The following is an 11,509-nucleotide window of genomic DNA, read 5'->3' as shown; positions in this document are numbered from 1 at the left end:
AAAATGAGCATGAATCGTCGTGAGTGGGGATTTAGCCTGGTGGAGTTGCTGGTGGTGATGTCCATCCTGGGGATCCTGATGGCCTGGGGTATCCCAGCCTATCAGCAAAGTTCCCAGGGGGTACGCCGCAACGACGGCAAGGCCTCCCTGCTCAACATCATGAATCTGCAGGAGCGGTTCAACACCCAAAACAACAGCTACACCCTCAATCTGGGCACGGGGGGATTGGGCTTGACGGTGGATGGCAGCGGCTATGTGGATACCGATGAGGGCTATTATAAGATCCAGGCGACCGCTTGCGGCACAGGGATCGCCAGCTGTGTGGAGCTGACAGCACTGGCCCAGGGAACCCAGGCGGATGACGGCAACCTGGGTCTCGACTCCACCGGCAACAAAACCCCGGCGGATAAATGGTAGCATTATCAACACTTTGATGCTTGACTGAAAAAAAACGCGTAGGATGCGGTGAGCTACGCGAACCACATCAATCAAAGCGGATGTGTCGTTTTAAACTGGAACAACCATGGAATTTTACTGGGGCCTTGGGGCTTGCTTGAAGAGGGCTCTTTGAGAGGTCAGGCAGGCGAAGCCAGTCAAACAAGGGGAGCATAAATCGGGGGGTCAGGCAGCACAAACCAATCAGGCCGCCTGGCAGGAACACTTCCAGCTCACGCCATGATATCGATGGTGCGCACCTGATCCCGCTCCGGAGGGGGCTCGGGCATGGCTTCCAAAGCCCGTTCGGACTCTTGGGGGCGAGGGGTGTTTTGTTCTGGTGCGCGGGCGGATTCAGCCCGGCGGGAGGCCCCTTTTTCGGCAACCCGTTCACTCAGCTCCACGCGATCCGTGCGGGCCATATCTGCCAAGACATTGGTGTTGGCGTTGGTGGCCTTCAGCTCCTTGGCCAGGGTGGAATACCCCTCTTTGCGGTCTTGCCCTTCGTCCCGGTTTTCGGTCCGCTGATTGGAGTAAGCAAGCTGAAGCCTGGCTGATTCGTTAAATGCAGCACCGCTGATTCCGCTCATGGCAAGCTCTCCATTTTGATCTGGTTCTTTTAAGATCCACTCCCCAATCGATGGCGGCCACTTCAGCGCCCCCATCAATGAAAAGATCTTAGCAGTTTGGCAAGCCCGGAATCAATCAGCAAGCAAAGCTCGGAATCAATCGAGGAGTCATCCCCGGAAATCAACTCTGCCAGCCAAGCTTCAACCTGCCCCTCTGAGGGCGCATAAAGCACTGTCCAAAAAGGGGGCTTTCTGGCACACTTGAGGTCTCTTTTTTTTTAACAAATCACCATTCAGCCAGGGAGGCATCCCATGGGTCTTATTCGCATCCTGATTTTTATCGCCCTGGGGGTGATGGCCTATCGTCTGCTGCAACGCCTGATGATGCCCCCCCCTCCCCCAGCACCCAAAGCCCCGGAAGAGGATCCCACCCTGGTGCAGTGCAAAGGGTGCGGCACCTGGGTTCCCCGCAACAGCGCCGTCATGCAGGGGGATGGCCCATCCTGTGGTCAACCCGGCTGCTGGAAGCCTTCCGACAGCGATACCGGAGCCGATTCATGACCGACTCCCCCCCCTCTCCGGCCAGTTGGGCCACAGGGGCTGGCATCACTATCGCACTGCCCGCCTACTATGAAGTGGGGGCGGTGGGGGCGACGGTGGCCAAACTGCGCCAGCACTTTCCCGATGCCGATATCCTGGTGGTGGATGACGGCTCCGGGGATGGTACGGGAGAGGCCGCCGCCAAAGCCGGTGCCCGGGTGATTCGCCACCCCCACAATATGGGCAATGGCGCGGCGATTAAAACCTGCGCCCGCAACGCCAGGGGCCGCTATGTAGTGTTTATGGATGCCGACGGTCAACACGATGCCGATGATGTCCCCAAGCTCCTCACCCTCCTGGACCAGGGCTATGCCTTGGCGGTTGGGGCGCGCACCAAGGGTTCTCAAGCCAACCGGGTCCGGGGGGTGGGCAATGCCCTGCTCAACCGCTTTGCGTCGCTTTTGACCGGTCGCCACATTCCGGATTTGACCTCCGGTTTTCGCGCTGCCCGCACCCGGGCCTTCCAGGGGTTTGTCTATCTCCTGCCCAACGGCTTTTCCTATCCGACCACCAGCACCATGGCCTTTATGCGTTCGGGATTGCCGGTCGGCTTTGTGCCGATTGTGGCGGGCAAGCGCATCGGCACCTCCAAAATCAACCTCATCCGGGACGGCTTTCGGTTTTTCGTCACCATTCTCAAGGTGATCACCCTCTTTTCCCCCATGCGGGTGTTTCTCCCGGCCAGCATTCTCCTCTTCACCATGGGGGCTGTGCGCTATCTCTATGTCTATCTGGAGAGCGCCCGCCTGACCAACATGCCGGTGCTGCTTTTCGTCGCCTCCATGCTCACCTTCCTGATCGGTCTGGTGTCGGAGCAGATCACCTCCCTCCACCTGGGAGTCTCTTTAGCCCGGGGGGATGGAGCCATCGATGATCTGGGGGGAAGATGGTCCGACGGCATCCCCTCCAATGAGGAAGAAACAGCACCGGAGACCAAGCCCCCACCCCCGGATATCATCGCATGAATCCGCTGCAAGGGGTTAAGCGGACGCTTGATCGGGCTCGGGGTCGCAACCTTCTGGAGATCGCCAAGTTTTTGGAGATCGAGCTTCTGGGAAGCCACGCCTCCAGCCGCTGCTTCCACCACCCCTCCCATGTGTTGATCGAGCTGACCACCCGCTGCAACCTGCGCTGCAAGTGGTGCAACCAGAACGATCCCGACTGGCGGGAAAAATTTGGCAACCTGGAGATGCCCTTCGAAAAGCTGGAAAAGATCATCCCCCAGCTCAAAGGCAGCCAGGTTTTGCTGCTCTACAATATCGGCGAGCCTCTTCTCTACAAGCGCATTCCAGAAGCGATTGCGCTCGCCAAACGCACTATCCCTACTGTCCGTATCACCACCAACGGTTTGCTCCTGACCGAAAAAAAGGCCCGTTTGCTCTCGGAGGCCGGACTCACCCAGCTCAACGTCAGCATCGACTCTCCCCTGCCCGAAATCATGGAGCGCATTCGGGGGGCGGATCTGGGAAAAATCGAAAAAAATCTCACCACCTTTGGGGAGAGCTGCCAGGTGCCGGTACAGGTCTGGAGCGTCATCAGCGAAAGCAACCACCGCTCCCTCATGGATCTTCCCCAATGGGCCGCCCGCTTTCCCGCCATCAAAAGCCTCCAGTTTCAACTCCAAAACGGGGTCCACACGGTAGAGGCCACGGGACTGCCCCCTTTAAAAAGCCGGGAAAGCTTTGATCAACTCCGCGACCAGGTGCTCAAGCAGTGCCAAATCCTGGGACTTGAGACCAACATCGGCCACCTGCCTTTTTATCCGGAAGGGTTCCACAGCCGCCAGGCCCAAGGGATCTGCAAGGCCCCTTTTACCCAGCTGGTCGCCATCAACGTCCACGGCAAACTCAACCCCTGCTGCTCCTACGGCACCATGGATCTGGGAGATGTGGTATCTGAAGGGTTCCAGCAAGTGTGGAACGGCCCCAAAATGCGCGCCTGGCGCCAGGATATGCTGAAACAAAACTATAGCGCCTACTGTGCCGACTGGTGTGGCTATCAGGAGGGGATTGAAAAAAGATGAGCCCCCACCCCCTCTCTTCAGCCTCTCCAGACCATCCCCCATACCCTGGAAACCACCCCCTCCCCCCTCCTCCGGGGCTGTGCTGACATGTGTGGTATTGCCGGATATGCCGGGCCAACCCCCAACGACCCGGAATGCCTCACCCGGATGTTGGCCCCCCTCATTCCCAGGGGGCCGGATGAAGAGGGCCGGTTTCAGATTCCCGGGGTAAGCCTCGGCATGCGCCGCCTATCGGTGATTGATGTGGCAGGGGGGCAGCAGCCGGTCCGCCATGGCGCTACCGGCGTAACTCTGGTCTATAACGGCGAGCTATACAACCACACCGAGCTGCGGGATCAACTCCAAAAAAAAGGCCACCAATTCCACAGCCAGAGCGATACCGAAGTGCTCCTCAGCTGCTATATGGAATATGGCCTGGGCTGTGTGGATCATCTCAACGGCATGTTTGCCGCCGCCATCTGGGATCCCCGGGAAAATCAATTGATCCTCCTCCGGGATCACCTGGGACAGAAGCCTCTCTACTATTGGCACGATGGGGAGCATTTTGTTTTTGGTTCGGATTTGCGCGCCCTGGCCGCCCACCCCCACTTTCCCGAGGATCTCGACCCCGAAGCCCTGACCGGCTATCTCCTGCTGCGCCACGTCCCCGCCCCCCGGACCCTCTATAAAGGGGTGCGGGTGTTGCCGCCGGGGCATCTGCTGATCCGAAACCAGGATGGCTCAATCCGGCAAGAGGCCTACTGGCAGCCCCGCTTCCAACCTGACCACACCATGGATCTGGCCGCAGCGGTGGCGCAATTTAAAGAGCTCTGGCCCCGAGTGATCGAGCGTCATCTGATCTCGGATGTCCCCCTGGGGGCTTTTTTGAGTGGCGGCATCGACTCCAGCCTGGTGGTGGCACAAGCAGCCCAAAAAACCGCGCAGTTCAAAACCTTTTCCATCGCCTTCAAAGAGCAGGCTTTCGACGAAACCAACCATGCCCGGGAGGTGGCCCAGCTGTTCGGGACGGATCATGAAGTGTTTCACTTTGAATCCGCCACCCTCTCCCAACTCCTCTCCGGGTGGGGGGCGGCCTATGATCAGCCCTTTTCGGATCCAGCCCTCTTCCCCACCCTGATGCTCGCCCAGGAGACCCGCCGCCAGGTGACCGTCGCCTTGACTGGAGATGGAGCGGATGAGCTGTTTGCCGGTTATCAGAGATACCGCTCCACAGTACTGGGTCGCCAACTTCTGGCCATCCCCGGACCGATTCGCCAAGGAGCAGCAGGGGTGCTCTCAGCACTCACCCCCCTGCTATCCGCCGCCAGCCCCAGCCGTCGCTATCTCGATGCCGTAGCCCGCCGCCTGAAGCTGGTGGAGCCGGATCTCGACCAGGAGTATCAGCGCCAGTTTTATTCCTTTGATGATGAAACCCTGGCGGCCATCATGCCCCATCCGGCCCAGCTCCCAGCGCCCCCCATCGACCAAAACCATCCCGCCGGTCTTCTGGCGGCCCTGCTCACCCGGGATCTTCAAGGGTGGCTGCCGGATCAGATGCTCGTCAAAACCGACCGGGCGACCATGGCCCACTCCCTGGAAGCGCGCCTGCCGTTTTTGGATCGGGAGGTGGTGGAGCTGGCCCAGAGGATTCCCCCCAAGCTCCACTGGGGAAAAAAAAACATCAAAAACGTACTGCGCCAAGCCGCCGAAGAGATCCTCCCCCCCCACCTGGCCCAGCGTCCCAAACATGGATTCGGGGTGCCGGTGGATCGCTGGCTGCGGGAAAACCGGGAGCAGGTGGAAGCGCTCCTCAGCCAGGGGGCTCAATCTTATGGCGAATTTCTGGACCCCGCCGGCATCCAAAATGTATGGCAGGCGCACCGCTCCAATCGACAAAACCACGGCGAGCGACTGCTCAACCTCTTGATCCTTTTCGCCTGGAACAGGGGTTCCCCGGCATGAGTGGGGGCTTTACCATGGCGTCAGCCATATCATGCCCCCTGGGGTGCTATCCAGGCAGCCTCTGATGCACCACGACCGACGGAAAACTCCATGAGCCCACCGGACCAAACCACCGAGCCTACCAAGCCCGCCCGCATCACCGGCGCTGACCCCAGCTCCTGGGACACCTTTGCCTTGACCCATCTGATCGATCCACCGGGTGTGGCTGAGCGCTGTCTCGATCTGGGGTGTGGACCTGGTGCCAGGCGGGATCTTACTGAACTGGGATTCCGCTATGTGGGGATCGATCGCTTTGCGGTGCCTGGAGCGGATCTCTTGGGGCAAGCCGAGGCGATCCCCCTGGCGGATGGCAGCTTCCATCTGGTGGTGGCGGCTTCCAGTTTTGAACATTTCAGCGACCCCTGGGCGGCAGCCAGAGAGGTGGCACGCATTCTGAAACCGGGAGGCTGTCTGGTGGCGAGTCTGTCGTTTTTGGAGCCCTACCACGCCCGCTCCCACTTTCACATGAGCCATCTGGGCGCCCGGGTATTGTTCGAAGGGGTGGGGCTTGAGGTGGAGGTGGTGGAGCCCTTTGAGTGGAGCGGCCCGGAAGCGACCTTTCAGGCCCTCTTTCAGCTGGCTCCGGCCCGCTGGATCGCCGCCGCCATGACCCGTCCGGCCTTGTGGCTGAGACAGCGGGTCATTCGTCTGCTGATCGACCGTCTGCCGGAAGGCCCCCGCCGCATCCGCGCCCGGGAGTTTCTCGAAGAGGAGCGATTTCGCTTTACCGCCGGGATTAAAATCAAAGCCCGGAAGAAAAGCTAGATCAAGCACGCCAAGCCTCCCCATCGACTTCAATCAACAATCACTCAAGAAGGCCCTGCCCCATGCGAATCTGCGTTATCGCCGGGATGATCGACGACAAGCTCCACGCCAAAATCGCCCCCCTGCAAAACATGAAAGAGATCACTCAGATTCACTTGATCCGCAGGCAGCCCTATGCCGGGGATAAAATCATCTGCCACTCCCCCCCGGAGCGCATCCGCCGTTTTTTACCTTTGGCCGAGGCGTGGCGGTTTTTGACCCTGCTGCGTATGGCTCTCTTTCCCCGACCCAAGGTGATCATCGCCTTTGGCATCGTACCCCATGGGGTTTATGCCGGTTGGGTGGGGTGGCTGTTGCGGATTCGGGTGATTCAGCATGTGATGGGCAAAAACGACCTGCGCTTGACCTTTCGCCACCAGCAAGGGCGCAACGTTACCCTCAAAGCGGTCAAGCGGGGCCGATTGGTGGCGGTGCGGGGGGAATCGATGAAAGAGTGGCTGGTAGAGCGCGGAATTCCAGAGGAAAACATATTCATCCCCCAGAATGTCCACGATTTTTACCATTTTCGGGCCAAGGGGCCGGGGGATCCTGAGGCGATTTTTGATTTTGTCTATGTAGGGCTGCTGTCAGGCTACAAACGCATTGATGTGATGTTGGATGCCTTGGCGCTAGCCCGCAAATCCCTCCCCGGTCTCAAGCTGCTACTGGTGGGGGATGGCCCGAAAGCCGCCGCTCTCACCAAAAAGGTCAAAAAGCTTAAACTGGATGATGCGGTCCACTTTGCCGGTAACCGTGCTCTGAAGGATCTCCCCGACCTTCTCCACTCCGCCCGGATATTTCTCATGACGTCCCAGGGAGAAGGATTGCCCCAGGCGATGTTGGAGGCGATGAGTTGTGGCCTGCCCGCCATTGTGCCGGACGATGCCGATATACGGGAGGTGGCGGTGGATGGGGAAAATGCGCTGCTGGTGGATCCTCCCACGGTGGCCGGGTTTGCCCAGGCGATGGTGGATCTCAGCCAAAACCCCCACCGCCTGGAGGTGTTGACTGCCGGAGCCCAAAAAATCCAGCACCAATATCGCCAAGCCTGGTCGCTCAAGCACCAGACCGAGGTGTGGCAAAAGGCGATCACCTCGATTCTGTGACTGGCTTCCACCGATTAAAGGCTACCAGCGACGAAGCCTCTCCGGCCTGCCCACTGCAACACAGACCCCCATGGGGAACATCCGGGCTCTTATCAGGAAATATAGCAAGGCCGTGATGGCTCGAACGGGGTAAAACCATCGCATTTTTCAAGGCATTCACCATGACGATTGAATTGTCATACCGTTTGATTTGAGGTATAGCTTATAAGCATGATGGTTAAAAAGAGTGCCTGAAGTAGATAGAGAAAAACCTACCAACTGCTCATCCTTTTAACCCGTAACGATCTATTCCTTTTTTATTCATGGTCCGGGAAGATATCCGCTCGGATTCTTTTTTAATGAGGAGAGAAATAACCATGCCGACCAAAAACATCAAAGCAGTCAAAGGCCTTGTCAAGTCGATGTTTTTCGACGTGGAGCAACTGGAAAGATGTGCCAAAGGCGGATGTCCCGTTGTCACCATTTCCCGGGATTTTGGTGCGGGGGGGGGCGAAGTAGCCCATCTTCTGGCCGATCAACTCGGCGTCGAATGTTTTGATACGCAACTGATCGATCAGATCATCAAGCTGACCAGTGCCGACAAACAGCTGACCAAACGGGTGGATGAAAGAACCATCTCCGCCCTGGATGATTGGGTGGTCTCCCTTTTCGCCAAAGGCAAATCCTCCCAGGACGATTATATCCACGCCCTGGTCAATGTTCTGGAAGGGGTCGGTCACACCGGCGGGGTGATCGTGGGACGTGGGGCACATCTGATTCTGGCCCATATGGGCAAACAGGTGTTTCGGGTACGTATCGACGGCTCCCTCTCCCGACGAACCGCACGCATTGCCGCCCAGGAAAATCTGGATGAAAAGAAAGCGCTGAAGCTGATCAAACAAGTGGACGAAGAACGGGTCTCTTTTGTCAAAAAGATCTATAAAAAATTTCCCGGCAAAGAGTCCACCTATTACGACATGCTGTTAAGCTCCGATCTGATGACCACGGAGCAGATGGTCGATATCATCAACTATTCCATGAAACAGCTTGGGTTTAACGTCCCCAACCCGACGCAATAAAGCCCTGGCTGCCTGTCAGGGATAACCATGTTTGGCTGATAAACGCAACAGAAACAACGAAAAAGGGGAGACGGATATCACGCCATCCGCCTCCCCTTTTTATCTCTTGCTCCAGTGACTCCCCCAAAATGATCGGCAGGCCACCAAAAATCGGTCAACCCCCCACCTGATTCACTTTGGGTTTGATTCGCATCAACTAGCCAATGCGATCACCTTCTTTTCACCCGGCACATGAAAGCCCATCACCGACATGGTGTGGATCATGATCTCCACTGATTGTTCCGGGGTGATGCGATCGGAGTTGACCACCAGATCATAAAATTCCCGATCCGGCGGAAAGCGCTTGTAAAGCTCCCGAACAAATCTGGCCCGCTCCTTGTTGGTCTTGATCACCACCTCCCGGGCTTTCTTTTGCTTGATCTTATCCCGCTCGGCGATGCGCCGGGAGCAGGTTTCCAGGGAGCCTTCCACCCGGGTACGAAAGACATTTTGGTGGTTGGAAAGGATGAGGTGCGCCCCCCGACCAATGATCACCCCGCCGGTACGGGCGATGGTGAGGACGGTTTTGATCAAGCGGCGGTGGTATCCCACCCGGGAGATATCCCCCTTGGAGAGCATGGAGTGGAGCCAATCGTCCATGACGCTGGGATATTTTTCATCCATCAGCTCCATGAGGTTTTTATTGGTCTTGGCCTCCTTGATGATACCATCCACCATGGTAAAACCGTAGCACGGCACCATCAGCCGATCTGCCAGGAGTTCCGCCGTCCGGCTGCCATTGGCACCATATCCCCGGGAGACGGTCACGACCGGACATTTTTTTTCCTTGTCGCACTCGGCGATTCTTTGGGGATTGAAAAAAGCCGATTTGATCAGGCCTCTGACACCAACGTCCGTATTCATCTCGTTTCACCTTTGCATTCAGTGGGTTGTGTCCGATAAACGACCATCGGAAGTGCCCGTCGGGGAGGGGCACCTTCAATCAACCATACCCCCCTTTTTAAAGCAATCTAATTATGGTGACATAAGAGTAAATTATTGTAACTCTATGAAAAAATGCATCTCCCTCCATGTCCATCCGCCTTTTTTTCACAAAGCGTTACAATAAAACAAAACAACTCGCCGGATTTACTGCTTTTGACCCAGGAAAAAACTGTTGGTCCCGAGAAAATGGTTCAGGAAAAAACTCACAACATCGCGCCTGCCTCGCAACAACAGACTCAGACGATAGAGAGGTGCCAGGAACAAAATTTTGAAACTACGGTCGATCCCGATCCGAACTGTTTGAATGCCCATGGGGATGAGCATTCTTTCCACCGCCTGACCGGTATAGGGACGAATATGGGTGGGATCGTCATAAAAATTAACCCAGAGGGAGCGGACATTGGGAAAATTAAGATAGAGATGGCCCCCCGGCTTCACCAGATGTGCCAGGTTGGCCCCATAGCGGTCCACCTTTTCCACGGGAATGTGTTCGATCACCGCCTGGGATATCACCAGATCAAAGGAGCCTTCCTCAAATGGAACCTCTTGGGAAAAATCGGCGGTCACGAATTGGATCCGGGGCTGTAGGCGTGTCACCTCCGGGGGAAGAGCGCCATCAGAGCCGGTCAGTTGCAGATCCCCCCGCACCGCCTGAAAAAGCTCCAGGGTGTTGCCCGGACCACAACCCGCATCCAGCACCCGGGCGTTGGCTGGCAACCTTTCCACCAGATCCCACAGACAAGCGGGATGGCGATGGGTTTTCAGCCATCTGCGGCCCAATCGTCTGGCCCAGGAGTCGTGCCCGGGTTGCAGGTTGTTGAAATATTGGCTGAACCGTTTCATGCACGCCCCTCCTGATCTCCCCCTGGTGAAACCGCCTGTTTGGTCGCAATTCTCCCCATAATATAATAGAGGGAGGGGCCGCCGAAGAGGATGGAAACCGAAACATGGCCTGCCCGCACCACGGCGGTGGCGAGAAAACCGGTGGCAAAATCCCCCGCCGCCATCTCCAAAATCAACCCCACCAGGGATTCGGTCACCCCGATATTGCCCGGGGTGATGGCCATCCAGCTGGCGATGGTGGCCACCGCCACCAGGAAAAGCAGCAAGAGAGGTGGGGGGGAGCTGCCGAGGGCCAAAAAAGCAAAATAGTAGGTCACCGCACTCATCACATTGATGAGAATAAAGACCAGCAACGCCCCAACCAACACCCCCGGACGCGTTAACAGATCCAAAAATGCCTGGCACAACCCCCGCAGTCGATCATGACCCTGAATCCATCCCAGGCGACAGATGCGAGGAGCCATGATCGACCCCACGACGGAGAGGGTGACGATCCCAAGGGAAATTTCCAGGCCGGGAAGAGATTCCGAGAAGGGCAGAAAGGGTTGGGTCGCAACGACAATTCCCACCGACACCCCAAACATCAGCAGGGTATAGGCCCCGGTCACCACCACCATCCGGGAGAGGCTCATGCCAAAGCGGCGGTTCATATATAAAAACCGCACCGCCAAACCAGGACGCAGGGGAGCGATATAGTTGGCAAGGTTTCCGGCATAGCTCAACCCCACCCACTCCTTGAAATGCAAATGGGCTTCGTGGCAGGCGCAGAGGGTTTTGAAGGGGTGGCCGGTGAGGGCAATCATCACCACCTGGGCCGCCATCAGAGGGAGCAGATCCGACAGGGAAAGCACCTCCAGGGCACCAGCAAACTCAGAGCCGTGACGGTGAAAAACCCACCCCATCAACAGCAACATTACCCCTGAGCCCACCGTTTTTTTTCCCATGCCGCTGTCAATTCCTTTGATGAATCAAGCTATCGTCGTTTCAAATAAAAAAATAGTAGGCCTACCTGAGAATTGAGCACTCTTATCTGACTCGTCATCCCCGCGAAGGCGGGGATCCAGGGAGCTGATGATTGCCCTCAAGGAAAAACCAAATTTTCAAGAA

At 57.2% G+C, this 11,509-nt stretch carries 12 protein-coding genes; 8 read left to right on the top strand and 4 right to left on the bottom strand.

Annotated elements, in window-relative coordinates; genetic code table 11:
- The first annotated feature begins 3 nt into the window (after positions 1 to 3).
- A complete protein-coding gene (locus tag HQL52_06565) occupies positions 4 to 417 on the top strand; it encodes a prepilin-type N-terminal cleavage/methylation domain-containing protein (GenBank protein MBF0369102.1) in 414 nt (137 codons plus the stop codon).
- Positions 418 to 668: 251 nt separating this feature from the next.
- Here HQL52_06565 and HQL52_06560 read toward each other — a convergent pair whose 3' ends face one another.
- Complete coding sequence (locus HQL52_06560) at positions 669 to 1,025, bottom strand: hypothetical protein (protein ID MBF0369101.1); 357 nt, start codon at positions 1,023 to 1,025, stop codon at positions 669 to 671.
- Between the two features lie 291 nt (positions 1,026 to 1,316).
- On the opposite strand from HQL52_06560, the gene HQL52_06555 reads away from it, so the two are divergent.
- The 7 genes from HQL52_06555 to HQL52_06525 all read left to right on the top strand — a co-directional run bounded on the left by HQL52_06555 (position 1,317) and on the right by HQL52_06525 (position 8,575).
- The gene (locus HQL52_06555) at positions 1,317 to 1,565 is read left to right on the top strand and encodes a hypothetical protein (GenBank protein ID MBF0369100.1); all 249 of its coding nucleotides are present in this window, start codon (positions 1,317 to 1,319) and stop codon (positions 1,563 to 1,565) included.
- Positions 1,562 to 2,569, top strand: coding sequence for a glycosyltransferase family 2 protein (locus tag HQL52_06550; protein MBF0369099.1), 1,008 nt, complete (start codon positions 1,562 to 1,564; stop codon positions 2,567 to 2,569). Before HQL52_06555 ends, HQL52_06550 begins: the two co-directional genes overlap by 4 nt.
- On the top strand, positions 2,566 to 3,627 hold the full coding sequence (locus tag HQL52_06545; GenBank protein MBF0369098.1) for a radical SAM protein: 1,062 nt from the start codon (positions 2,566 to 2,568) through the stop codon (positions 3,625 to 3,627). Before HQL52_06550 ends, HQL52_06545 begins: the two co-directional genes overlap by 4 nt.
- 87 nt (positions 3,628 to 3,714) lie before the next feature.
- Positions 3,715 to 5,568 carry an asparagine synthase (glutamine-hydrolyzing) gene (gene asnB, locus HQL52_06540; protein MBF0369097.1) on the top strand — a complete coding sequence of 618 codons (1,854 nt, stop codon included), beginning with the start codon at positions 3,715 to 3,717 and terminating at the stop codon, positions 5,566 to 5,568.
- Positions 5,569 to 5,658: 90 nt separating this feature from the next.
- Entirely contained in the window at positions 5,659 to 6,372 is a 714-nt protein-coding gene (locus tag HQL52_06535) for a class I SAM-dependent methyltransferase (GenBank protein ID MBF0369096.1), read from the top strand.
- Between the two features lie 62 nt (positions 6,373 to 6,434).
- Positions 6,435 to 7,517, top strand: a complete 1,083-nt coding sequence (locus HQL52_06530; protein MBF0369095.1) for a glycosyltransferase family 4 protein — start codon at positions 6,435 to 6,437, stop codon at positions 7,515 to 7,517.
- A gap of 356 nt (positions 7,518 to 7,873) precedes the next feature.
- Positions 7,874 to 8,575, top strand: a complete 702-nt coding sequence (locus HQL52_06525) for a cytidylate kinase-like family protein (GenBank protein ID MBF0369094.1) — start codon at positions 7,874 to 7,876, stop codon at positions 8,573 to 8,575.
- A gap of 192 nt (positions 8,576 to 8,767) precedes the next feature.
- Here the strand turns inward: HQL52_06525 and HQL52_06520 are convergent, their stop codons facing one another.
- The 3 genes from HQL52_06520 to HQL52_06510 form a co-directional block, all read right to left on the bottom strand.
- On the bottom strand, positions 8,768 to 9,478 hold the full coding sequence (locus tag HQL52_06520) for a cytidylate kinase-like family protein (GenBank protein MBF0369093.1): 711 nt from the start codon (positions 9,476 to 9,478) through the stop codon (positions 8,768 to 8,770).
- Positions 9,479 to 9,703: 225 nt separating this feature from the next.
- Positions 9,704 to 10,402 carry a methyltransferase domain-containing protein gene (locus HQL52_06515; protein ID MBF0369092.1) on the bottom strand — a complete coding sequence of 233 codons (699 nt, stop codon included), beginning with the start codon at positions 10,400 to 10,402 and terminating at the stop codon, positions 9,704 to 9,706.
- Positions 10,399 to 11,346, bottom strand: a complete 948-nt coding sequence (locus HQL52_06510; GenBank protein ID MBF0369091.1) for a flippase-like domain-containing protein — start codon at positions 11,344 to 11,346, stop codon at positions 10,399 to 10,401. The genes HQL52_06515 and HQL52_06510 overlap by 4 nt, the downstream gene beginning before the upstream one ends.
- Between the last annotated feature and the right edge of the window lie 163 nt (positions 11,347 to 11,509).

This window comes from Magnetococcales bacterium, from assembly GCA_015232395.1.
In the GTDB taxonomy this organism is placed as follows: domain Bacteria; phylum Pseudomonadota; class Magnetococcia; order Magnetococcales; family JADFZT01; genus JADFZT01.
This window is presented reverse-complemented; position numbering and strand designations above follow the sequence as displayed.